This window comes from Cupriavidus sp. FW306-1B-F12B, from assembly GCF_058781795.1.
Map to the genome: position 1 here is coordinate 18,970 of NZ_JBYSXC010000009.1, position 21,008 is coordinate 39,977.

The following is a 21,008-nucleotide window of genomic DNA, read 5'->3' on the forward strand; positions in this document are numbered from 1 at the left end:
CGCAAACATAGCGCCGGCGCGGCGGGCAGGGCGATGGCGGGGCCCTTCCCTATGCACAGAATCAAGCGGCGCGCAAGCCGTCCGGTCAAGGCGCGCCCTTGTCCGTGTATGGGAAGCGCCCTATAATGCGCCAGTTTGTCGCAGTGGTCCCCTGGCACAAGAACGTCCTGGTTTTGCACTTGCACTGTGCGGCCCGGACGCCATCGTCCCGGGTGTGCATCCGATGCAGAGTGGTTGGCGATGCAAGACTTGGGTATCGCATTCCAGACGGCAGGTGGTGACTCCGGCGGAAATCTCGACGGACCTCCCCCCGCGCCCCACGACTGGCTGATGAAGCGGAATTGCTCGCTGAGTCCACGCCAGGTCGGCTGGTTTTACCTCTCGATCCTCACGGTTTCGCTTGCCATCGCGTTGTTTTTCGCGTGGCAAGGGTCCTGGCTCGTGCTGCCGTTTGCCAGCATCGAGCTGATCGGGCTGGGGATCGCGCTGCTGGTGTATGCGCGCCATGCGACAGACTATGAGCGCGTCAGCATTACCGACGGCATGCTGGTCGTGGAGACAGCCAGCGGCACAAAGGTGACGCGCCAGGAATTCAACCCGCGCTGGGTGCGGGTCGAACTGGGTGAATCGTTCCGCGCGCTGGTGACGCTGCGCTCGGGCGGACGTGAGGTACAGGTGGGGTGTTACGTGGACCCGTACCGGCGACGCAAGTTCGCGCAGGAGCTCGCAGCGGCCTTGCGCCGCCTCTGAGAGGCGGCGGTGGCGGCGGCGGGGACAGATTTGAATCTGTAAATTGGGTAGATAACAAATGAAAATGTGGAAGAAGGCATCCGCAGTTTGTCTGGCCGGCGCGTCCCTGCTTGCCAGCCAGGCGGCGTCCGCGGTCAGCGACATGCCGGGCGGCCCCGCCGTGCGCCAGCTCAACCTGACCGAGCCGGTAACCAAGATCGCCGAACAGATTCACTGGCTGAACTGGATGATGTTGATCATGTGCACGGTGATCTTCATCGCGGTATTCAGCGTGATGTTTTATTCCGTCTTCAAGCACCGCAAGGCCAAAGGTGCCAAGCCGGCTGCCTTCCACGAGAGCATCACGGTCGAAGTGATCTGGACCATCGTCCCGTTCATCATCGTGATCGCGATGGCCCTGCCGGCGACCAAGACCGTGGTGGCGATGAAGGACACCACCAACTCCGACATCACCATCAAGGCCACCGGCTACCAGTGGAAGTGGGGCTATGACTACCTGAAGGGCGAAGGCGAAGGCATCTCCTTCGTGTCGACCCTGACCACCCCGCGCGAGCAGATCAACAACGAGCAGCCCAAGTCGAACACCTACCTGATGGAGGTGGACAACGAGCTGGTCGTGCCGGTCAACAAGAAGATCCGCATCGTCACCACCGCCAACGACGTGATCCACGCCTGGATGATCCCGGCCTTCGGCGTCAAGCAGGATGCGATCCCCGGCTTCGTGCGCGACACCTGGTTCAAGGCCGAGAAGATCGGCGTGTACCGCGGCCAGTGCGCCGAGCTGTGCGGCAAGGAACACGCCTTCATGCCGATCGTGGTGCGCGTGGTTTCGGACGCCGACTACACCAAGTGGGTCGACGGCAAGAAGAAGGAGCTGGCGGCCAAGGCCGACGATCCCAACAAGACCTGGACGCTGGACGAGTCGAAGGTGCGTGGCGAGAAGGTCTACGCCGCCAACTGCGCGGTCTGCCACCAGCCCAACGGCAAGGGCGGCGGCGCCTTCCCGGCGCTGGACGGCTCCAAGCTGGTCAATGGCCCCAAGGCCGGCCAGATGCACATCATGATGGAAGGCAAGGGTGCCATGCCGTCGTGGAAGCAGCTCTCGGACACCGAGCTAGCCGCGGTCATGACCTACACGCGCAACGCCTGGAGCAACAAGACGGGTGAAGTGGTCCAGCCGAGCGACTTCGTGGGTGCCCGTGCGGGCAAGTTCCCCGAGGGCGGCGGCGCGGCAGGCGGCGCGGCGCCGAAGGCCGAAGCCACGCCGGCCGACAAGGCTGACAAGCAGGCCAGCCTCGCGGGCAACCGCGTCGCGGGCTGACCCGCTGAAGACAGAACAGGATTAGAGGAGCATTTGCGATGAGTACTGCTACCCCGGACGCGCTCGCCCATCCGCACGATCATGCGCATGACGACCACGCGCACGACCACCCGCATGGCTGGCGCCGCTGGCTGTTCGCGACCAACCACAAGGACATCGGTACGCTGTACCTGCTGTTCTCGTTCATCATGCTGCTGTCGGGCGGCTTGCTGGCACTGCTGATCCGCCTGGAGCTGTTCGAGCCGGGCCTGCAGTTCTTCCGCCCCGAGCTGTTCAACCAGTTCACCACCATGCACGGCCTGGTGATGGTGTTCGGCGCGATCATGCCGGCCTTCGTCGGCTTCGCCAACTGGATGATCCCGCTGCAGATCGGCGCGTCCGACATGGCGTTCGCGCGCATGAACAACTTCAGCTTCTGGCTGATGCCGCCGGCCGCGCTGCTGCTGGCCGGTTCGTTCCTGGTCCCGGGCGGCGCCACCGCCGCCGGCTGGACCCTGTACGCGCCGCTGTCGGTGCAGATGGGCCCGGGCATGGACATGGCCATCTTCGCGATGCACATCATGGGTGCGTCGTCGATCATGGGCTCGATCAACATCATCGTGACCATCCTCAACATGCGCGCCCCGGGCATGACGCTGATGAAGATGCCGATGTTCTGCTGGACCTGGCTGATCACCGCCTACCTGCTGATCGCCGTGATGCCCGTGCTGGCCGGCGCCATTACCATGGTGCTGACCGACCGCCACTTCGGCACGAGCTTCTTCTCGGCCGCCGGCGGCGGCGACCCGGTGATGTACCAGCACATCTTCTGGTTCTTCGGCCACCCCGAGGTGTACATCATGATCCTGCCGGCGTTCGGGATCGTCTCGCAGGTGGTGCCGGCGTTTGCCCGCAAGCGCCTGTTCGGCTACAGCTCGATGGTGTACGCCACCGCCTCGATCGCCATCCTGTCGTTCATCGTGTGGGCCCACCACATGTTCACGACCGGCATGCCGGTGACCGGCCAGCTGTTCTTCATGTACGCGACCATGCTGATCGCGGTGCCCACCGCCGTGAAGATCTTCAACTGGATCGCCACCATGTGGCGCGGCTCGATGACCTTCGAGACCCCGATGCTGTTCTCGATCGGCTTCATCTTCGTGTTCACCATCGGCGGCTTTACCGGCCTGATGCCGGCCGTGGCCCCGATCGACATCCAGTTGCAGGACACCTACTTCATCGTGGCGCACTTCCACTATGTGCTGGTGGCCGGCTCGCTGTTCGCGCTGTTCGCGGGCTTCTACTACTGGGGTCCGAAGTGGAGCGGTTTCATGTACAACGAAACCCGCGGCCAGATCCACTTCTGGGGTTCGATCATCTTCTTCAACGTGACCTTCTTCCCGATGCACTTCCTGGGACTGGCCGGCATGCCGCGTCGCTATGCCGACTACCCGACCCAGTTCGCTGACTTCAATGCGATCGCGTCGATCGGTGCGCTGGGCTTCGGCCTGATGCAGGTGTACTTCTTCTTCTTCGTGGTGCTGCCGTCGTACCGCGGTGGCGAGAAGGCCGCCGACAAGCCCTGGGATGGCGCCGAGGGCCTGGAGTGGACCGTGCCGTCGCCGGCGCCGTTCCACACCTTTGAAGTTCCCCCGCAGGTCCGCTAAGGCGCGGCCAGCGTAATCAGGCAGCGGGAGGCGGCAGCGTCGCCTCCCGCGCCGGCAAGCAACAGAAGCAGCTATGCAGTCTCCAGACAAAAGCCCATCACGCCCGGACCAGAAGGCCGCCAACCGGCGCCTTGGCCTGATCCTGCTGTCGATCGTGGTGGTTTTCTTTCTGGGGTTCTTCGCCAAGATGATGTTTCTTGGCTGAGGCGGCAGGGTAGCGAGATGAGCATCGACCAGCAGGCTGGCAAAGAAGCGGATAAGCGGTTCAACCGCGGCATGATGCTGCGCCTGGTCGTGATCGTGGCCGTGATGTTCGGCTTCGGCTATGCGCTGGTGCCGCTGTACAAGAAGATCTGCGAGATCACCGGCATCAACGTGATCACCACGCGCGAGCTGCACGGCGCGGTGAAGAACACGCAGGTCGACAAGAGCCGCACCGTCACGGTGGAGTTCGACTCCAACGCGCGCGGGCCCTTCGCCTTCCGGCCGGTGAAGAACAGCATGGAAGTGCATCCGGGCGAGATGGCGACGATCGTCTACGAGGTGGCCAACGGGCAGCCGCGCGATATCTCGGCGCAGGCGATCCCGAGCTACGCGCCCAAGCAGGCGACCCAGTATTTCATGAAGCTGGAGTGCTTCTGCTTCAAGCAGCAGACGCTCAAGGCGAAAGAGGCGCGCGAGATGCCGGTGGTGTTCGTGATCGATCCCGCGCTGCCCAAGGATGTGAAGAATATTACGCTGTCGTACACCTTCTTCGAGGTGGGTGCGCCGGTGGCGCAGGCGCCCGAGGGCCAGCTGGCGCCGCAGCCGGCACCGGCCGGCAAGGGCATCTGAGGCGGCCGCGGTGCATGCCGGGGCTGAGGAGGACGGGCGATGGATGAGATGAAGGACGCGGTCAAGCGCAAGATGTCGTTCGGGCAGACCATGCGCGCGGTGTTGTGGTCGTTCATCGGCCTGCGCAAAGGCGCCGAGCACGAGCGCGACATGGCCCGGCTGAACCCGGTGCATGTGGTGATCGCCGGCGTGATCGCGGCGGCCATCTTCATCGCGGTGCTGGTGCTCATCGTGCGCACCGTGGTGGGGCAGGCAGCGGGATAGCAGGGCAGGAAGGGTAGACAACAAAAGCAGTCGCAGAACAAAGCAACCGCGGCGGCGGGGCTGGCCCGGAGGAGGGGACGGCCCGCAGTGCCAAAGCGCGGATCACGAATACTGAATCAAAGACTCTGAGCTGGAGATAAAAGAATGAGTGCGAATCGCGCAAACGCTCCGTACTACTTCGTACCGGGCCCGTCGCGCCACCCGATCACGGCAAGCTTCGGCCTGCTGATGACGGGCGCGGGAGCTGCCGGTTGGGTAAACGGGCAGCCCTGGGCGCCGTACCTGTGCGGCTTCGGCCTGCTGTGGTTCCTGTTCGTGCTCAAGAGCTGGTTTGGCGACGCCATCAGCGAGTCCGAAGGTGGCATGTACGGCAAGAACATCGACCTGTCGTTCCGCTGGTCGATGGGCTGGTTCATCTTCTCGGAGGTGATGTTCTTCGCGGCCTTCTTCGGCGCGCTGTTCTATGCCCGCACCATCGCCATGCCCTGGCTGGGCGACCTGAACAACAAGATCCTGTGGCCCGACTTTGCCGCGGTGTGGCCCAACACCGGCCCGGCCGGCGTGGTGGAAAATTTCCAGACCATGGGTCCGTGGCCGATCCCGACCATCAACACCGCGCTGCTGCTGATGTCCGGCCTGACGCTGACCTGGGCGCACCACGCGCTGCTGGCCGGCAAGCGCAACCAGCTGATCCAGGGCCTGTCGCTGACCATCCTGCTGGGCGCGGTCTTCATGTGCTTCCAGGTGTACGAGTACATGCACGCCTACTCGGAACTGAACCTGAAGCTGACCTCGGGCATCTACGGCTCGACCTTCTTCCTGCTGACCGGCTTCCACGGCTTCCACGTGACCATGGGCGCGATCATGCTGGCCGTGGTGCTGGTCCGCGTGCTGAAGGGCCACTTCACGCCTGACCACCACTTTGCATTCGAAGGCGCTGCCTGGTACTGGCACTTTGTTGACGTGGTGTGGCTGTTTCTCTACGTCGTGGTGTACTGGCTGTAAATCCGGCTGCCGTACCCGCCGGCGCGTCTCCCGGAGGCCGCCGGCGCCAACGCAAAAGAGAAACGCCGCAGGAGGTGGTCCAGCCTGCGGCGTTTGTCTTTTGCGAGCCTGGTGCCCGCTTGCTGGCGTTCAGGGCGCCATGCGGATGCCCGTGCTGTGGATCCAGCCCATCCAGTTCGCGAACAGGATGAACAGGAACAGCGCCACCGAGAAGCCGACGCGCAGCATCAGCGAGCGCATCATGTTGGGGGTCGTGCCGCGGTCGCGCATCATGAAGAACAGGGCGGAGGCCAGGCTGGCGATGATCAGGATGAAGGCAACGATGATGACAAAGCGCATGGCGGGGCAGGTCGGGGCCAGGAGCGACGGAAAAGCCCATTATCGCACCGGCCCGCGTAGCGGTCCCGCCTGGCGATGACGGTGCGCCGCTGGTTCAGCCCGCTGCCGCTGGCCGCTGCGCTGGTGGTGATCGCCGTGACCTGCGCGCTGGGCAACTGGCAGCTCAACCGCGCGCACGACAAGGAGGCGCGCGCGGCGCGGCTGCAGGCGCTGTCGGCGCAGCCGCCGGTGGTGCTGGGCACGGCCCCGCTGCCGCAAGTTGTGACCGACCGCACGGTCCGCGTGACCGGGCGCTTTGACACAGCCCGCACCGTATTGCTGGATAATCGCCCCCACGGCAATGGCAGCAGCCCCGGGGATAGCCGCGCCGGCTTCCTGGTGCTGACGCCGCTACGGATTTCAGCCGCCTCGCCGGCGCCCGCAGGTGCCGCCGGCGCCATGCAGGCGGTGCTGGTGCTGCGCGGCTGGTTGCCGCGCGACGCCCAGGACCGCACCCGGATTGCGCCGTTCCCCACGCCCGAGGGCGAGGTGACGATCGAAGGCACGGCACTGGCGGCCGTGCCGCGGGTCTATAGCCTGGGCCAGGACGCCGCCGGCAGCAAGATCCGCCAGAACCTGGACCTCGCTGCCTATGCGGCCGAAACCGGCCTGGCGCTGCACCCGCTGGTGCTGGAGCAGCGCAGCGACAGCGGCGATGGCCTGGCGCGCGACTGGGCCCCGGCCGACCTGGGCGCGGAGCGGCACTACGGCTATGCCTTCCAGTGGTTCGGGCTGGCCGCGCTGACGGTGGTGCTGGTGGTCGTGCTGGGCTGGCGCCGCGCGCGCCGGGTGGCAGCACCGTAACTCGAATGAACCGGGCGCATGCGCTCGCCGAAGACAAAGGACAGACGTACTCCATGGCACAGCAAGACTCCGCCCCGGCCGCCGCGGCCTCGCCGCCGGATACCCGCATCGATGCGCGCACGCGCCGCGGCCGCCTGCAGATGCTGATGCTGTTGCTGGTGTGCGCGTCGCCGGTGATCGCCTCTTACTTCACCTATTACGTCATCAAGCCGCGTGGCGGCGCCACCAACTACGGCGCGCTGGTCGACCCGCAGCGGCCGATGCCGCCGGTGCGCGTCACCGACGAGCAGGGCCGGGCCGTGCCGCTGGAGCAGTTCCGCGGCAAGTGGCTGCTGGTGACCACCGATCCGTCCGCCTGCGACGAGGCCTGCGCGAAGAAGCTCTTCACCATCCGCCAGATCCGCGCGGGGCAGGGCCAGGACCGCGAACGCATCGTGCCGGTGTGGCTGGTGACCGACGACGGCAAGATCGACGAGCGCCTGAACGCCGCCTACAACGAGCCCTACGCGGGTGTGCGCTTCCTGCGCATCGACCGCCAGGCCGCGCATCAGTGGCTGCCGGCCGAACCCGGCAAGCGCGCCGAGGACACCCTGTTCCTGGTCGACCCGCTGGGCAACCTGATGATGCGTTTCCCGCAGGACCCGGACCCCAAGAAGATGAGCGGCGACCTGAAGAAGCTGCTCAAGGTCTCGCGCATCGGCTAAAAGGGGACGGCATGCTGCTGCAACTGGCCATCATCGGCATCCTGATCGCGTTGTTCCCGCTGTCCTACGTGCTGGTGAAGGGGGACCGCAACAAGTACCGCAAGCTCGCCTGGATCACGGCGTTCCTGACGCTGGACCTGATCATGTTCGGCAGCTTCACGCGCCTGACCGACTCCGGCCTGGGCTGCCCCGACTGGCCCGGCTGCTACGGGCACTCCAACCCGCACGCCGCGATGGAGCCGATCCGCGCGGCCGAGACCGCGCTGCCCAGCGGCCCCGTGACGCTGGCCAAGGCGTGGATCGAGATGATCCACCGCTACTTCGCCATGGCGGTCGGGGTGCTGATCATCACGCTGATGGTGCTGGCGTGGGTCAAGCGGCGCGAGCTGAAGCAGTCGCCGTGGTTCGCCACCGGGGTGCTGCTGCTGGTGTGCGTGCAGGGTGCGTTCGGCGCTTTCACCGTGACCCTGAAGCTGCAGCCGATCATCGTGGTCACGCACCTGATGCTGGGCATGGCTCTGCTGGCCGTGCTGATCCAGCTGGGTTCGCGCAACGATCCACCGCACCCGGTCGCGGCGCAGGCCGCGCGGCTGCGCTGGCCGGTGCGCATCGGCCTGCTGCTGCTGGTGATCCAGATCTTCCTGGGGGGCTGGGTCAGCACCAACTACGCGGTGCTGGCCTGCACCGACTTCCCGCTGTGCAACGGCCAGCTGGTGCCCGAGATGGATTTCCGCCACGGCTTCACGCTGTGGCGCCAGCTTGGCATGACCGCCGACGGCGACTACATCCCGCACGCGGCGCTGGTGGCGATCCACTGGGTGCACCGCGGCTTTGCCTTTGTCGTGCTGGGCTACCTGGCGTGGCTTGGCCTGCGCGCGCGCAGGCTTGAAGGGCTCGCGCGCGCGGCCGGCTGGCTGCTGGCCACGCTGGTGCTGCAACTGGCCACCGGGATGTCCAATATCGTGTTCGACTGGCCGCTGGTGGCCGCGGTTGCGCACAACGGCGGCGCGGCGCTGCTCCTGCTGCTGCTGGTCCGCCTCCACTACAATACAGGGCTCGCAGGGCTCACCATGCGGGCCGCCGGCGCCCCCGCTGCCGTGCCGAACGCCGCCCGCGCCACATGAAAGACAAGACCCCTTCCGTGGTTACCGCTACCCACCCCCATTCGCTGGGCAAGTTGAGCCGGATACGGCACCTTGCCCGACAATATGCCGCCCTGACCAAGCCGCGCGTGACGCAGCTGGCCGTGTTCTGCGCCATCATCGGCATGTTCCTGGCCACGCCCGGCATGGTGCCGTGGCGCGTGCTGATCGGCGGCGCCGCCGGCATCTGGCTGCTGGCCGGTGCGGCCTTTGCCATCAATTGCCTGGTCGAGCAGAAGATCGATGCGCTGATGCGCCGCACCGCGTGGCGCCCGTCGGCCACCGGCGAGATCACCACGCCGCAGACCCTGGTGTTCTCCGCCATCCTGGGCGGCGCCGGCATGTGGCTGCTGCACGTCTACGCCAACGACCTGACGATGTGGCTGACCTTTGCCACCTTCCTCGGCTACGCGGTGGTCTACACCATCCTGCTCAAGCCGGCCACGCCGCAGAACATCGTGATCGGCGGGCTGTCGGGGGCGATGCCGCCGGCGCTGGGCTGGGCCGCGGTGGCGGGCGAGGTGTCGGCCGAGGCCTGGTTCCTGGTGCTGATCATCTTCACCTGGACCCCGCCGCACTTCTGGGCCCTGGCGCTGTACCGCCGCGCCGACTACGCCAAGTCCGGCCTGCCGATGCTGCCGGTCACGCACGGCGAGCGCTACACGCTGCTGCATATCCTGCTGTACACGCTGATCATGATCGCCGCGACGCTGCTGCCCTTTGTCTACGGCATGAGCGGCTATATCTACCTGGCGGCCGCGCTGGCGCTGGGCGCGGGTTTCCTGGCCTACGCCTGGAAGATGTACCGCAACTATTCAGACGAGCTGGCGCAGCGCACCTTCCGCTTCTCGATCCTGTACCTGTCGCTGCTGTTCGCCGCGCTGCTGGTCGACCACTACTTCAAGTTCGTGCCGCAGGTCTGACCTGTGGCCGACCGGCTGCGGCATCTTGTCGCGGCCGGCGCAGCGTGGCGGCACGATCGGCGATACTGCGTGATGTCGCCGCCCTCCGGTGCCGCTGTTTCCTCCCACCCCTGACCGGTCTCCGCCGCATGCCCCGCCTAAGCCCCGCCTCCGGCCTGTTCGCCGCCTTCCGCCGCTTTTCCCTGCTGGCCGCGCTTGCGCTGGCCGTGGCTGCCTGCGGGCAGCAGAAGGCCTCGTTCCGCAATGTCGACATCACCGGCGCGGCGGACTTCGGCAAGGACTTCTCGCTGACCGACCATCACGGCAAGGTGCGCACCATCGCCGACTTCAAGGGCAAGGCGGTGGTGATGTTCTTCGGCTACACCCACTGTCCCGACGTGTGCCCGACGACGATGGCCGAACTGAAGGCGGTGATGGAGAAACTGGGCCCCGACGCCGACCGCGTGCAGGTGCTGTTCGTCACGGTCGACCCGGAACGCGACACGCAGGCGCTGCTGGCCCAGTACGTGCCGGCCTTCGATGGGCGCTTCCTGGGGCTGCGCCCGGCCGATGAAGCCGCACTGCAGAAGTTGACCAAGGACTTCAAGGTGTTCTACGCCAAGGTGCCGGGCAGCTCCCCGACCAACTACACGGTTGACCACTCCGCGGGCAGCTATGTGTTCGACCCGGACGGCAAGCTGCGGCTGTTCATCCGCCACGGCCAGGGTCCGGATCCGATCGCGCACGACCTGAAACAGCTGCTGTCGTGACGTGAAAGGGAGGGAAGGGTGCGGCATAAGGTCGCACTAACCCCTCGCGGGCAACAAAAAGGCCGGTCCAGTGGACCGGCCTTTTGCATGGCTGGGGGTGCGGATCAGGCGAACGCCTGCAGCGCCCCCTTCATCTTCTTCATGGCCGCGGCCTCGATCTGGCGGATGCGCTCGGCCGAGACGCCGAACTCGTCAGCCAGCTCATGCAGCGTGGACCCGCCCGAGCCATCGTCCTCGACGTGCAGCCAGCGCGCCTCGATGATGCGGCGGCTGCGTTCGTCCAGCTTGCCCAGCGCTTCTTCCAGGCCCTCGACCTGCATGCGGTCGTGGCGCTTGGCTTCCAGCACGCGGGTGGGCTCGTTGTGGTTGTCCGCCAGGTAGGCGATGGGGGCGAATTCCTCTTCGCCGTCGTCGATCTGGCCTTCCAGCGCCAGGTCGCCGCCCGACAGGCGGGTCTCCATCTCCATCACTTCTTCGGGCTTGACGTTCAGCTCGCGCGCCACGGCCTCGACCTGCTCCGGCGTGAACGTGTGCGCGCCCTGCTTGTGGCTGCGCAGGTTGAAGAACAGCTTGCGCTGGGCCTTGGTGGTGGCCACCTTGACCATGCGCCAGTTCTTCAGCACGTATTCGTGGATCTCGGCCTTGATCCAGTGCATCGCGTACGACACCAGGCGCACGCCCTGGTCGGGGTCGAAGCGCTTGACCGCCTTCATCAGGCCGATATTGCCTTCCTGGATCAGGTCGGCGTGGGGCAGGCCATAGCCCAGGTACTGGCGGGCGATCGACACCACCAGACGCAGGTGGGACATCACCATCTGGCGGGCAGCATCAACGGAATCGTGGTCGCGGAGCTCGCGCGCCAGGCGCTGCTCTTCCTCCGCGGTCAACAGCGGAATCCGGTGGACAGCCTGGATATAGCTGTCGAGGTTGCCAACGGTGGCCGGGAAGGTCAGCGCGAAGCTGCCCGTGCTCCGGGGTGCCGTCGGCAGACGGTTATTCAGGGTTTGGTCGGCAGACAAGACTGCGTTCACTCAATGGCTCCTTTCGCATCCGGCGGTTCGGTTGCCGGGGTGCCGCGCCTGTTGGGGCGGTGGCACTGCAACACATATTAGCACTCAGGCCGGGTGAGTGCTAATTGGAGCCCCGATGGTCGTGATAGTTCCTCTCGATCGCTCTTGCTGCTGGCATAGCTACTTGCCACTTCGAGCGGCGGGAACGATACCCACGGTTCGGCGCACTGGATGTTAGAGCGGTGCGGGGCATGGGGGTTCTGCCCGCTGCTGCAATGATTTGTTGCAGCAGCGGCTACACTCGACCAAGCTGCGGCGCGCTGGCATCCTTGCAAGCCTCTCTCATTCCACCGGAGGAGTTATGTCTGCTATCGAACACTTGCTCAAGCCGCATGTGCGCGACCTGGGCGATTTTACCGTGCGCCGGCTGTTGCCCGCCGCCGCCTCCCAGACTGTCGGGCCGTTTATCTTCTTCGACCATATGGGGCCGGTGCAACTGCCGCCGGGCGGCGGAGCCGACGTGCGCCCGCATCCACATATCGGACTGGCCACGGTCACTTATCTGTTCGAGGGCGAGATCATCCACCGAGACAGCCTGGGCAGCGACCAGGCGATCCGCCCGGGCGATGTCAACTGGATGACCGCCGGGCACGGCATCGTGCACTCGGAGCGCTCGCCCGAGCATGTGCGCCCCGCCGGGGCCCTCCTGCACGGCATCCAGACCTGGGTGGCACTGCCGCAGGAGCATGAGGGTGCCGAGCCGTCGTTTTTCCACCATCCAGCCGCCACGCTGCCACGGATCGAGCGGCCGGGCGTGCGCATGGTGGTGATTGCGGGCGATGCCTTTGGCCAGGTCTCTCCGGTCAAGGTCTTCAGCCGCACCCTGTATGTGGCGATCGAGCTGGATGCGGGCGCGAGCGTGGAGATCCCGGCCGATCATGCCGAGCGGGGCATCTATCCGGTGGATGGCGCGGTGGCGCTCGACGGCGAGCCGCTGCCGGCCGAGCATATGGTGGTGCTCACGCCGGGCCAGCCCGCGACGCTGACGGCCACGACACCGTCGCGCGTAATGCTGCTGGGCGGTGACCCGACCGACGGGCACCGTTTTATCTACTGGAATTTCGTTGCCAGCAGCAAGGTGGCGATCGAGGCCGCCGCCCAGCGCTGGGAGGACGACCAGTTCCCGCACGTGCCGGGCGAGACCGAGCGCATCCCGCTGCCCCCGCGCAAGCCCTGACAGCGGTCCCGGGGCTGGCTCAGACCGGGCTGGCCCAGGTCACGCGGGTGCCTTGCCGCAGGCATTCGCGGATAGCCTCGACCTGGATCGCGATCGGCGCCGGCACCGGCGCCGCGCCGTCCAGCACGCGCCGGATCCAGGCCACGGTCTGGCCGGCGTCGCTGCCGGGCGGCAGTTCAGGCACTTCGGCCAGCGAACCCACGGCCGGATCGACCAGCGTCTGCTGGTGCCCCTCGTGCAGCCAGTCGATGCGGCTGGTGCGGCGCGCATCGGCCACCACTTCGCCCTCGGTGCCGCGTGCCAGCAGCACGTTGGCGGGTTCATGCGAGAAGTAGTCGGTCAGCGTCTCGCGGTATTCGGGGTGGGTGTAGCTGTACAGGCGCAACCCTTCCGCGGGCGAATGCTCGCCCACCGGCTGCAGCATCTTGGCCACCGTGTGCGCCGAATTGCGCAGGCCGATCACGGTGCGCCGCTCCAGCAGCTGCGACAGCCCGGGCGACAGCACATCCACCGGCAGCACCGCCAGCGGCCCGAGGTCGCTGCCCTCGCGCAGCCGTGCCGAGGCCTCGCCGGTAGTCGCGCACAAGGGCACGCCCAGCGCCTCGAACAGCGTCATGCTGGTCACGCGGCCATTGAACAGGCGCGTGCCGTGCACCAGCACGGGGACATCTTCGCGCGCCAGCAGCAGCGCCAGCAGCGGCACCAGGTTGGGTTGCTTGCGCGCGCCGTTGTAGCTGGGGATCACCACCACCTGCCGGTCAGGCGGCGCCGGCAGCGGCTGGCAGTGCGCATGGGCGGCTTCCAGCATGCCGGCCAGCTCGTGCGGGGCCTCGCCCTTGATGCGGTAGGCCATCAGGATGGCGCCAAGCTCCAGGTCCGAGACGCGCCCGGCCAGCATGGCGTCGAACAGGGCCTGCGCGTCTTCGCGCGGCAGCGCCCGCGCGCCGTTGACGCCGCGGCCGATCTCCTTGATATAGCGGGCAGCAGGGAAGGACGTGGCTGGCGTGGTCATGGCGGCGTGGGGGTAGTCTGTTCTGGGTTCATGATAGCGGAGCCAGGCCGCCGCGCCCATCGCCGCCTGTGCCACATAGGGCCGCCCACCCGCACGCGGCCGGCGGGCACTACGCGGCTTCCTGCAGCGCCGGGTTGCGCTGCTTGCGGTAGAGGAAGTCCAGCACCGCGGTGCGGCAGGCGTGGTAGCCCTTGTCGTCGGCCAGCGCGACGCGGTCGCGCGGACGCGGCAGCTCCACCTTCAGGATCTCGCCGATGGTCGCGGCCGGACCGTTGGTCATCATGACGATGCGGTCGGCCAGCAGCACGGCCTCGTCGACATCGTGGGTCACCATCACCACGGTGCTGCGGGTGCGCGCCACGATCTTGATCAGCTCGTCCTGCAGGTGCGCGCGCGTGAGCGCATCGAGCGCGCCGAAGGGCTCGTCCATCAGCAGCACCTTGGGCGCCATCGCCAGCGCGCGGGCAATGCCCACGCGCTGCTTCATGCCGCCGGAGATCTCATGCGGGTACTTGTTCTCGGCGTGCGTCAGGCCCACCAGCGCCAGCGTGTCGTGCGTGCGCGCCTTGAGCTGCGGCTTGCTCTCGCTGGCGGCGAAGACGCGCTCCACGCCCAGGTAGACGTTCTCGAAGCACGTCAGCCACGGCAGCAGCGAATGGTTCTGGAACACCACCGCGCGCTCCGGCCCCGGCCCGGCGATCTCGCGCCCGGCGCAGATCAGCGCGCCGGTGGTGGGCGTGGCCAGTCCCGCGACCAGGTTCAGCAGCGTGGACTTGCCACAGCCTGAATGGCCGATCAGCGTGATGAACTCGCCCTCGGCGATATGCAGGTTGATATCGCGCAGGGCGACGAACGGGCCCTTGCGGGTCTTGAAGGTCTGGCCGACGTTTTCGATGCTGACGAACTTGTCCATGGCGATTCTCCCCGCGTGTCAGTTGGTGCCGTAGCTGAAGCGCCGGGCCAGCGCCAGCAGCGCGTGCTCCAGCAGCAGCCCGATGATGCCGATCACGAAGATCGCGATCACGATGTGCTCGACCTTCAGGTTGTTCCATTCGTCCCACAGCCAGAAGCCGATGCCGGTGCCGCCGGTCAGCATCTCGGCCGCGACGATCACCAGCCACGCGGTGCCGATCGACAGCCGCACGCCGGTCAACATGTAGGGCAGCACCGCGGGGAACAGCACCCGCGTGAACACCTTCCATTCCGACAGGTCCAGCACGCGCGCCACGTTCAGGTAGTCCTGCGGCACGCGCGTGACGCCGACCGCGGTGTTGATCACCATCGGCCAGATCGAGCAGATGAAGATCGCCCAGATCGCGGCCGGGTTGGCGGCCTTGAACAGCAGCAGGCCGATCGGCAGCCACGCCAGCGGCGAGACCGGCCGCAGCAGGCTGATCACCGGCGCGGTCATCGCGTTCAGGAAGGCGAAGCGCCCGATCAGGAAGCCGGCCGGGATGCCGACCAGCGCGGCCAGGCCGAAGCCCGCCGCGACGCGCGCCAGGGATGCCAGCACGTTCCAGCCGATGCCCTGGTCATTGGGCCCGTTGCGGTAGAACGGGTCGGCAAACAGCGGCACCGCGGCGTTCCATGTGGCCTGCGGCGTGGGGATGGCCGGGATCATCGTGGCGATGCCGTGCCAGGCCAGCACGAACAGGGCAAAGCCCAGTGCCGGTGGCACGGCCTTGAGCACCAGCGCGGCGACCGCCTCGCGGCGTTGCGAGCGCCGTGCCTGCGCGGCGATTTCCTGCTCGCGCCGGCGCGCCCGCTCCTTGGTGTCGGGGTCGGCGCTGGCGGCTACGGTTGCACCATCGGGCGTGGGGTGGGCTATGGCATTCACGTCTGGCTCCTTTCGTCAGGGGCACTGCGGATCAGTGGGGGAAGGCTTGCGTCAGGCCTTGATCTTGAAACCGTCGGCGTAGGCCTTGGGGTCCTTGCCGTCCCAGACCACGCCGTCGATCAGCTTGGCGCTGCGCATGTCGCTCTTGGGCAGCGGCACCTGCGCGGCGGCGGCGGCCTGCTTGTAGACGTCGATGCGGTTGACCTGCCTGGCCACGGCGAGATAGTCCGGATGTTCCTTCAGCAGGCCCCAGCGCTTGTGCTGGGTCAGGAACCACATGCCGTCTGACAGGTACGGGTAGTTGGCGCTGCCGTCCTGGTAGAACTTCATCGCGTCGGGGTCGTCCCAGGTCTTGCCCAGGCCGTTGGTGTAGCGGCCCAGCATGCGGTCCAGGATGATGTCCATGTCGGTGTTGACGTAGGACTTGGCGGCAATGGTCTCGGCGGTCTTGCGGCGGTTGGAGGTCGACGCATCGATGAACTTCGATGCCTCCAGCACCGCGGCCACCATCGCGCGCGCGGTGTTGGGGTATTTCTGCACGAACTCCGCGGTGGTGCCCAGGGTCTTCTCGGGGTGGCTCTTCCAGATGGCCTGCGTGGTCTCTGCGGTGAAGCCGATCTTGTCGGCGATGGCGCGCGCGCCCCAGGGCTCGCCCACGCAGAAGCCATCCATATTGCCCACGCGCATATTGGCCACCATCTGCGGCGGCGGCACCGTGATGGCCTTGGCGTCCTGCATCGGGTTGATGCCGTTGGCCGCCAGCCAGTAGTACAGCCACATCGCGTGCGTGCCGGTGGGGAAGGTCTGGGCGAAGGTGTAGTCGCGCTTCTCCTTCATCATCAGCGCCTTCAGGCTGGCGCCGTCCTTGACGCCTTTCTCGGCGAGCTTGGACGACAGCGTGATGGCCTGGCCGTTGTGGTTCAGGTTCATCAGCACGGCCATGTCCTTCTTCGGGCCGCCGATGCCCAGCTGCACGCCGTAGATCAGGCCGTACAGCACGTGCGCCGCGTCCAGCTCGCCGTTGACCAGCTTGTCGCGCACGCCGGCCCATGAGGCTTCCTTGGTCGGCGTGATCTTGATGCCGTATTTCTTGTCCAGCCCGAGCGTGGCGGCCATCACCACCGAGGCGCAGTCGGTCAGCGGGATAAAGCCGATGCGCACGTCGGCCTTCTCGGGCGCGTCCGAGCCCGCTGCCCACGCACCGGCGCGCACCAGCGGATCGACCAGCGTCATCACGCTGGCGCCGGCGATGGTGGCCAGCGCGCGGCGGCGGCCGCTGCTGGCCGGCACGGCGTCGGCAGCCGCGTCGGGAACGTGGACGGCTGCGTGCAGCGGCTTGGCAATCCTGAGGCGAGAGGGCATTGCATGGCTCCAAGAAAAAAGGCGTCCCCTCCGCGACCGGCTTCGCCAGAAGACCGGTGCGGCGCAGGGACGCCGTTGTCCGTGGCGTGACGCAGCCCGCGTTGGCCGTGTCCGCCGAAATTGTTGGTCGGCCGCCGTTGGCCGATACCTGCATAACGCAAGGCGTGTGCCAGCCTGTGCAGTGCAGCATTCGAGGGCGGATTTGTGACGGATCGGGAGGAAATGATCGGATGCGGTGCGCGCGCGCTGGCCGCCGCCACATTCGGGGGAGCAGGGGAGGGAGGTGGAGCAGCGCGGCAGCGCCAGGAGCGTGCATTGCACCAGTCGCGTGCGGCAGCGCACCACGGCTGGCAGGCGGGAGCGGCTCAGCCCATCACGTCGATCACGCGCTGAGCCGCGTCCACCAGCTTCAGGCCGCGCTCCATCGCCATGCTGCGCAGGCGCTTGTAGGCCTCGTCCTCGCTGAGGCCGCGCGCCTGCATCAGCAGCCCCTTGGCGCGCTCGACCACCTTGCGCTCGGCCAGCTTGAGCCTGGTGGCATCGAGCTCGGCGCGCAGCTGCTGGTCCAGTTCGAAGCGTGCGTAGGCCACGTCAAGCACGGTCTTGACGCGCTCGGCGCGCAGGCCGTCGACGATATAGGCGGTGATCCCCGCCGTCAGCGCTGCCTTGATGCGCTGGCTGTCGTCGTTGTCGGTGAACAGCACGATCGGACGCGGCGCATGCTGGGTCGAGACGCAGACATGCTCGATGGTGTCGCGCGCGGCGGATTCGGACGCGATGATCAGCATGTCAGGCTGGGTGGCCGTGATCACATCCGGCAGGCGCAGGTCGGCGTCGACGATCTGGATCTCGGTAAAGCCCGCGCTGACCAGCCCGCCGCGGATGGTCTCGACGTTCAGCGGGTCGGCGTCATGCGGGTCGCGCACGAGCAGGATCCGCAACACCCGGCCGCCGGCAGTGGGCGGGGCAGGTGCAGCAGCGGTGGGCGATGGGGGCGGGTGGCGTCGTGTCATGGCTAGGCTCTGTTGCAGTGCGCCATGCAAGATTCGCGCCGGGCAAGTATCCGGTACCTGCGCCAGTCCGGTGCGCTGGCGCTGCGAGGATGCCTGGATTCATTGTATGCGGTCGTACGCAGAGCCAACTCTCGCGGTGTATCCTGTTGCCCTGCTGCGCCGGGGCGTCTGCTGGCGACGCCGCGCATGGCTGCATCCTGCAATCCTGCCCACCCGCGCCGCAGCACCGATCAGAACAATCTGGAGAGATGCATGACCGAATTCGTGTTCGCCCCGGCCGCGCCCGTTGGCGTGCCGGTGCGCGGCAGCAATGCTAGTTTCCCGGTCCGGCGCGTGTACTGCGTCGGCCGCAACTATGCTGCCCACGCCCGTGAAATGGGCTCGGACCCCGACCGCGAGCCGCCGTTCTTCTTCTGCAAGCCGTCCGACGCGGTCAGCTACGTCGCCGACGGCACCGAAGGTGCCTTCCCGTACCCGCCGGGCACCAGCAACTGCCACTATGAAGTGGAGCTGGTGGTGGCGATCGGCAAGGGCGGACGGGACATCCCGGTCGACCAGGCAGCCGGCCACGTGTTCGGCTACGCCGTGGGCCTGGACATGACCCGCCGCGACCTGCAGAACGAATCGAAGAAGACCGGCCGCCCCTGGGAGACCGGCAAGGCCTTCGACCAGTCCGCGCCGATCGGCCCGATCGTGCCGGTCTCGGCCATCGGCCATCCGGAGAAGGGCGCGGTGACGCTGGCGGTCAACGGCGTGGAGAAGCAGCGCGGCGACCTGTCCGACCTGATCTGGTCGGTGCCGGAGATGGTGTCGTACCTGTCGAAGCTGTTCGAGCTGCAGCCGGGCGACCTGATCTTCAGCGGCACGCCCGAAGGCGTGGGCCCGGTGGTCAAGGGCGATGTCATGCGGTGCCACGTCGGCGGCGTGGGCGATCTCACCATCAAGGTAGTCTGATCCAATGCTAAAGCTTTACAGCTATTTCCGCAGTTCGGCCTCATTCCGCGTGCGCATTGCGCTGGAACTCAAGGGGCTGTCGTATGACTATGTGCCGGTGCACCTGCTGAAGGAAGGCGGCCAGCAGCTCAAGCCGGAGTTTCGCGCCGTGAATCCCGACGGCCTGGTGCCGGCGCTCGCCGACGGCGAGCACGTGCTGCAGCAATCGCTGGCCATCGTCGAATACCTGGACGAGGTCCATCCCGAGCCGAAGCTGCTGCCCGGCACGGCGCTGGACCGCGCCTATGTGCGCGGACTGGCCCAGGAGATCGCGTGCGAGATCCACCCGCTGAACAACCTGCGCGTGCTGAAGTACCTGAAGCACACCGTGGGCGTGACCGACGAGGTCAAGGACGCGTGGTACCACCACTGGATCGAGCTGGGCTTTGCGTCGCTGCAGGCCAACCTGGAGCGCGGCGGCAAGGCCGGGCGCTTCTGCTTTGGCGATACGCCCACGCTGGCCGATATCTGCCTGGTGCCGCAGGTATTCAACGCGCAGCGCTTCAATATCGACCTGGCCCGCTACCCGGCGATCGCCAGGATCTATGAAACCTGCATGGAGCTGCCTGCTTTCCAGAAGGCGGAGCCGAAGGCGCAGCCTGACGCGGAATAAGCGTTCGCAGGCCTGCAAGGCAAAACGCCCCGGCACTGCCGGGGCGTTTTTGCTTTGCACGGGTTGCCGGGCCTTACCCCAGCAGCGCTTCGGCGAACTCATCCGCCTTGAACGGCTGCAGGTCCTCCACCTTCTCGCCCACGCCAATGAAATAAACCGGCACCGGGCGCTGGCGCGCGATCGCCGCCAGGATGCCGCCCTTGGCGGTGCCGTCGAGCTTGGTCACGATCAGGCCGGTCAGGCCCAGCGCGTCGTCGAAGGCGCGGGTTTGCTGCAGGGCGTTCTGGCCGGTATTGGCGTCGATCACCAGCAGCACCTCGTGCGGCGCGCTCGGCATGGCCTTGCTGATCACGCGCTTGACCTTCCTGAGCTCTTCCATCAGGTGCAGCTGCGTCGGCAGGCGGCCGGCGGTGTCGGCCATGACGATGTCGATGCCGCGCGCCTTGGCCGCATTGACGGCGTCGAAGATCACCGCCGCCGGGTCGCCGCTTTCCTGCGCCACCACGGTGACGTTGTTGCGTTCGCCCCAGATCGTCAGTTGCTCGCGCGCGGCGGCGCGGAAGGTATCGCCGGCGGCCAGCAGCACCTTCTGGTCATAGCGCTGGAAGTGCTTGCACAGCTTGCCGATGCTGGTGGTCTTGCCGGCGCCGTTGACGCCCGCGATCATCATCACCAGCGGCTGCTCGCGGCCCAGCGCCATGGTTTTTTCCAGCGGGCGCAGCAGCTGCGTCAGCAGCTCGCGCAGCGCCGCCTTGACGCCTTCGGCGGTCTCGATGCGCTCGGCCTTGACGCGCTTGCGCAACTCGCCCAGCAGGTACTCGGTGGCTTCCACGCCGGCATCGGCCATCAGCAGCGCGGTTTCCAGTTCTTCGAACAGGGCCTCGTCGACCTTGACGCCGACGAACAGCGTGCCGATGTTGCGGCTGGTCTTGGACAGCCCGGTACGCAGCCGATGCATCCAGCCCAGCTTCGCTTCAGCAGTCTGGGCGGGCGGCGGGACCAGCTCGAGCGCTTCGGCCGGTGCGGGCGCCGGCACGGGGATCGGGGCCGCCACGGGCGCTGGGGCAGGGGGTGGCACTTGCGCCGGGACCGGTGCCGGTGCGGGCGCAGGGACTGGCGCAGGCGTGGGGGCCGGTGCCGGTACGGGGGCGGGAACCTCGACCGGAGCGGGGGCCGGGGCTGGCGCCTCGGCGGGCTCGGCCTTGCGCTTCTTCCAGAAACTAAACATTGGGGAATGGGGTCAATACCGGGGCCGATACCCTGGCGGCAGCCAATGCCAGCAGGCAACCGGTTATAAATCAATGGGTTACGCAGGCGTCGCGATGGCTGGGGAGAAACCGTTGTGGTCCCGGCCGGCGATTGCGTATAGTTCGCTACATGGCAGATTCATGCGCGCAGTCTTGCGCACGTG

At 66.9% G+C, this 21,008-nt stretch carries 23 protein-coding genes; 15 read left to right on the forward strand and 8 right to left on the reverse strand.

Annotated features, from left to right (window positions below; translation table 11 throughout):
- Window positions 1-240 precede the first annotated feature (240 nt).
- The 7 genes from AC3WLE_RS16425 to AC3WLE_RS16455 all read left to right on the forward strand — a co-directional run bounded on the left by AC3WLE_RS16425 (window position 241) and on the right by AC3WLE_RS16455 (window position 5,820).
- Entirely contained in the window at window positions 241-750 is a 510-nt protein-coding gene (locus AC3WLE_RS16425) for a DUF2244 domain-containing protein (RefSeq protein WP_492319069.1), read from the forward strand.
- 58 nt (window positions 751-808) lie between these two features.
- Window positions 809-2,071, forward strand: coding sequence for a cytochrome c oxidase subunit II (gene coxB / locus AC3WLE_RS16430; RefSeq protein WP_492352679.1), 1,263 nt, complete (start codon window positions 809-811; stop codon window positions 2,069-2,071).
- Between the two features lie 38 nt (window positions 2,072-2,109).
- Entirely contained in the window at window positions 2,110-3,717 is a 1,608-nt protein-coding gene (ctaD, locus tag AC3WLE_RS16435) for a cytochrome c oxidase subunit I (protein WP_010814820.1), read from the forward strand.
- A 73-nt stretch (window positions 3,718-3,790) separates the two neighbouring features.
- Window positions 3,791-3,922, forward strand: a complete 132-nt coding sequence (locus AC3WLE_RS16440) for a cytochrome oxidase small assembly protein (RefSeq protein ID WP_010814819.1) — start codon at window positions 3,791-3,793, stop codon at window positions 3,920-3,922.
- A gap of 17 nt (window positions 3,923-3,939) precedes the next feature.
- On the forward strand, window positions 3,940-4,551 hold the full coding sequence (locus AC3WLE_RS16445) for a cytochrome c oxidase assembly protein (RefSeq protein WP_492318934.1): 612 nt from the start codon (window positions 3,940-3,942) through the stop codon (window positions 4,549-4,551).
- Window positions 4,552-4,590: 39 nt separating this feature from the next.
- Window positions 4,591-4,815: a DUF2970 domain-containing protein gene (locus tag AC3WLE_RS16450; protein WP_010814817.1), complete on the forward strand. Its 225-nt coding sequence runs from the start codon at window positions 4,591-4,593 to the stop codon at window positions 4,813-4,815.
- 144 nt (window positions 4,816-4,959) lie between these two features.
- Complete coding sequence (locus AC3WLE_RS16455) at window positions 4,960-5,820, forward strand: cytochrome c oxidase subunit 3 (RefSeq protein WP_492318935.1); 861 nt, start codon at window positions 4,960-4,962, stop codon at window positions 5,818-5,820.
- Window positions 5,821-5,949: 129 nt separating this feature from the next.
- Here the strand turns inward: AC3WLE_RS16455 and AC3WLE_RS16460 are convergent, their stop codons facing one another.
- Entirely contained in the window at window positions 5,950-6,159 is a 210-nt protein-coding gene (locus AC3WLE_RS16460) for a twin transmembrane helix small protein (protein WP_492318936.1), read from the reverse strand.
- 75 nt (window positions 6,160-6,234) lie between these two features.
- Here AC3WLE_RS16460 and AC3WLE_RS16465 point away from each other — a divergent pair, with 75 nt between their 5' ends.
- The 5 genes from AC3WLE_RS16465 (at window position 6,235) to AC3WLE_RS16485 (ending at window position 10,520) form a co-directional block, all read left to right on the forward strand.
- Complete coding sequence (locus tag AC3WLE_RS16465; protein WP_492318937.1) at window positions 6,235-7,002, forward strand: SURF1 family protein; 768 nt, start codon at window positions 6,235-6,237, stop codon at window positions 7,000-7,002.
- Window positions 7,003-7,055: 53 nt separating this feature from the next.
- Complete coding sequence (locus AC3WLE_RS16470) at window positions 7,056-7,706, forward strand: SCO family protein (protein WP_492352678.1); 651 nt, start codon at window positions 7,056-7,058, stop codon at window positions 7,704-7,706.
- An 11-nt stretch (window positions 7,707-7,717) separates the two neighbouring features.
- Window positions 7,718-8,830 carry a COX15/CtaA family protein gene (locus AC3WLE_RS16475; RefSeq protein ID WP_492318939.1) on the forward strand — a complete coding sequence of 371 codons (1,113 nt, stop codon included), beginning with the start codon at window positions 7,718-7,720 and terminating at the stop codon, window positions 8,828-8,830.
- On the forward strand, window positions 8,827-9,771 hold the full coding sequence (gene cyoE, locus AC3WLE_RS16480) for a heme o synthase (RefSeq protein WP_492357314.1): 945 nt from the start codon (window positions 8,827-8,829) through the stop codon (window positions 9,769-9,771). Before AC3WLE_RS16475 ends, cyoE begins: the two co-directional genes overlap by 4 nt.
- A 128-nt stretch (window positions 9,772-9,899) precedes the next feature.
- A complete protein-coding gene (locus tag AC3WLE_RS16485; protein ID WP_492318941.1) occupies window positions 9,900-10,520 on the forward strand; it encodes an SCO family protein in 621 nt (206 codons plus the stop codon).
- 104 nt (window positions 10,521-10,624) lie between these two features.
- On the opposite strand, the gene rpoH is transcribed toward AC3WLE_RS16485, so the two are convergent.
- Window positions 10,625-11,551 (reverse strand): RNA polymerase sigma factor RpoH, encoded by a 927-nt coding sequence (rpoH, locus tag AC3WLE_RS16490; RefSeq protein ID WP_011614472.1) that lies wholly within the window; start codon window positions 11,549-11,551, stop codon window positions 10,625-10,627.
- Between the two features lie 340 nt (window positions 11,552-11,891).
- On the opposite strand from rpoH, the gene AC3WLE_RS16495 reads away from it, so the two are divergent.
- Window positions 11,892-12,767 carry a pirin family protein gene (locus AC3WLE_RS16495; RefSeq protein ID WP_492357315.1) on the forward strand — a complete coding sequence of 292 codons (876 nt, stop codon included), beginning with the start codon at window positions 11,892-11,894 and terminating at the stop codon, window positions 12,765-12,767.
- Between the two features lie 19 nt (window positions 12,768-12,786).
- On the opposite strand, the gene ybiB is transcribed toward AC3WLE_RS16495, so the two are convergent.
- From ybiB to AC3WLE_RS16520, 5 genes are all read right to left on the reverse strand, one after another.
- On the reverse strand, window positions 12,787-13,779 hold the full coding sequence (ybiB, locus tag AC3WLE_RS16500; RefSeq protein WP_492318943.1) for a DNA-binding protein YbiB: 993 nt from the start codon (window positions 13,777-13,779) through the stop codon (window positions 12,787-12,789).
- A 109-nt stretch (window positions 13,780-13,888) separates the two neighbouring features.
- Entirely contained in the window at window positions 13,889-14,692 is an 804-nt protein-coding gene (locus AC3WLE_RS16505) for an ABC transporter ATP-binding protein (protein WP_492318944.1), read from the reverse strand.
- An 18-nt stretch (window positions 14,693-14,710) separates the two neighbouring features.
- Window positions 14,711-15,616 (reverse strand): nitrate ABC transporter permease, encoded by a 906-nt coding sequence (ntrB, locus tag AC3WLE_RS16510; protein WP_492318945.1) that lies wholly within the window; start codon window positions 15,614-15,616, stop codon window positions 14,711-14,713.
- Between the two features lie 51 nt (window positions 15,617-15,667).
- Window positions 15,668-16,978: a CmpA/NrtA family ABC transporter substrate-binding protein gene (locus AC3WLE_RS16515; RefSeq protein ID WP_492357316.1), complete on the reverse strand. Its 1,311-nt coding sequence runs from the start codon at window positions 16,976-16,978 to the stop codon at window positions 15,668-15,670.
- A gap of 365 nt (window positions 16,979-17,343) precedes the next feature.
- Entirely contained in the window at window positions 17,344-17,991 is a 648-nt protein-coding gene (locus AC3WLE_RS16520) for an ANTAR domain-containing response regulator (RefSeq protein WP_035822600.1), read from the reverse strand.
- A 252-nt stretch (window positions 17,992-18,243) separates the two neighbouring features.
- Here AC3WLE_RS16520 and AC3WLE_RS16525 point away from each other — a divergent pair, with 252 nt between their 5' ends.
- Together AC3WLE_RS16525 and maiA are read left to right on the forward strand one after the other, a co-directional pair.
- A complete protein-coding gene (locus AC3WLE_RS16525; protein ID WP_492318947.1) occupies window positions 18,244-18,945 on the forward strand; it encodes a fumarylacetoacetate hydrolase family protein in 702 nt (233 codons plus the stop codon).
- 4 nt (window positions 18,946-18,949) lie between these two features.
- Window positions 18,950-19,597 (forward strand): maleylacetoacetate isomerase, encoded by a 648-nt coding sequence (gene maiA, locus AC3WLE_RS16530; RefSeq protein ID WP_010814801.1) that lies wholly within the window; start codon window positions 18,950-18,952, stop codon window positions 19,595-19,597.
- Between the two features lie 73 nt (window positions 19,598-19,670).
- On the opposite strand, the gene ftsY is transcribed toward maiA, so the two are convergent.
- Window positions 19,671-20,825, reverse strand: coding sequence for a signal recognition particle-docking protein FtsY (gene ftsY, locus AC3WLE_RS16535; protein ID WP_492318949.1), 1,155 nt, complete (start codon window positions 20,823-20,825; stop codon window positions 19,671-19,673).
- Between the last annotated feature and the right edge of the window lie 183 nt (window positions 20,826-21,008).

What these genes read in the sequence shown, in the direction of transcription:
- cyoE (WP_492357314.1), top strand. Translation starts at nt 8,827, where the DNA reads ATGAAAGACAAGACCCCTTCCGTGGTTACCGCTACCCACCCCCATTCG.
- AC3WLE_RS16505 (WP_492318944.1), bottom strand. Translation starts at nt 14,692, where the DNA reads ATGGACAAGTTCGTCAGCATCGAAAACGTCGGCCAGACCTTCAAGACC.
- ctaD (WP_010814820.1), top strand. Translation starts at nt 2,110, where the DNA reads ATGAGTACTGCTACCCCGGACGCGCTCGCCCATCCGCACGATCATGCG.
- AC3WLE_RS16525 (WP_492318947.1), top strand. Translation starts at nt 18,244, where the DNA reads ATGACCGAATTCGTGTTCGCCCCGGCCGCGCCCGTTGGCGTGCCGGTG.
- AC3WLE_RS16445 (WP_492318934.1), top strand. Translation starts at nt 3,940, where the DNA reads ATGAGCATCGACCAGCAGGCTGGCAAAGAAGCGGATAAGCGGTTCAAC.
- AC3WLE_RS16425 (WP_492319069.1), top strand. Translation starts at nt 241, where the DNA reads ATGCAAGACTTGGGTATCGCATTCCAGACGGCAGGTGGTGACTCCGGC.
- AC3WLE_RS16460 (WP_492318936.1), bottom strand. Translation starts at nt 6,159, where the DNA reads ATGCGCTTTGTCATCATCGTTGCCTTCATCCTGATCATCGCCAGCCTG.
- AC3WLE_RS16520 (WP_035822600.1), bottom strand. Translation starts at nt 17,991, where the DNA reads ATGACACGACGCCACCCGCCCCCATCGCCCACCGCTGCTGCACCTGCC.
- coxB (WP_492352679.1), top strand. Translation starts at nt 809, where the DNA reads ATGAAAATGTGGAAGAAGGCATCCGCAGTTTGTCTGGCCGGCGCGTCC.
- ftsY (WP_492318949.1), bottom strand. Translation starts at nt 20,825, where the DNA reads ATGTTTAGTTTCTGGAAGAAGCGCAAGGCCGAGCCCGCCGAGGCGCCA.
- AC3WLE_RS16470 (WP_492352678.1), top strand. Translation starts at nt 7,056, where the DNA reads ATGGCACAGCAAGACTCCGCCCCGGCCGCCGCGGCCTCGCCGCCGGAT.
- AC3WLE_RS16495 (WP_492357315.1), top strand. Translation starts at nt 11,892, where the DNA reads ATGTCTGCTATCGAACACTTGCTCAAGCCGCATGTGCGCGACCTGGGC.
- AC3WLE_RS16465 (WP_492318937.1), top strand. Translation starts at nt 6,235, where the DNA reads ATGACGGTGCGCCGCTGGTTCAGCCCGCTGCCGCTGGCCGCTGCGCTG.
- AC3WLE_RS16485 (WP_492318941.1), top strand. Translation starts at nt 9,900, where the DNA reads ATGCCCCGCCTAAGCCCCGCCTCCGGCCTGTTCGCCGCCTTCCGCCGC.
- AC3WLE_RS16475 (WP_492318939.1), top strand. Translation starts at nt 7,718, where the DNA reads ATGCTGCTGCAACTGGCCATCATCGGCATCCTGATCGCGTTGTTCCCG.
- AC3WLE_RS16515 (WP_492357316.1), bottom strand. Translation starts at nt 16,978, where the DNA reads ATGCCCTCTCGCCTCAGGATTGCCAAGCCGCTGCACGCAGCCGTCCAC.
- maiA (WP_010814801.1), top strand. Translation starts at nt 18,950, where the DNA reads ATGCTAAAGCTTTACAGCTATTTCCGCAGTTCGGCCTCATTCCGCGTG.
- ybiB (WP_492318943.1), bottom strand. Translation starts at nt 13,779, where the DNA reads ATGACCACGCCAGCCACGTCCTTCCCTGCTGCCCGCTATATCAAGGAG.
- AC3WLE_RS16450 (WP_010814817.1), top strand. Translation starts at nt 4,591, where the DNA reads ATGGATGAGATGAAGGACGCGGTCAAGCGCAAGATGTCGTTCGGGCAG.
- AC3WLE_RS16440 (WP_010814819.1), top strand. Translation starts at nt 3,791, where the DNA reads ATGCAGTCTCCAGACAAAAGCCCATCACGCCCGGACCAGAAGGCCGCC.
- AC3WLE_RS16455 (WP_492318935.1), top strand. Translation starts at nt 4,960, where the DNA reads ATGAGTGCGAATCGCGCAAACGCTCCGTACTACTTCGTACCGGGCCCG.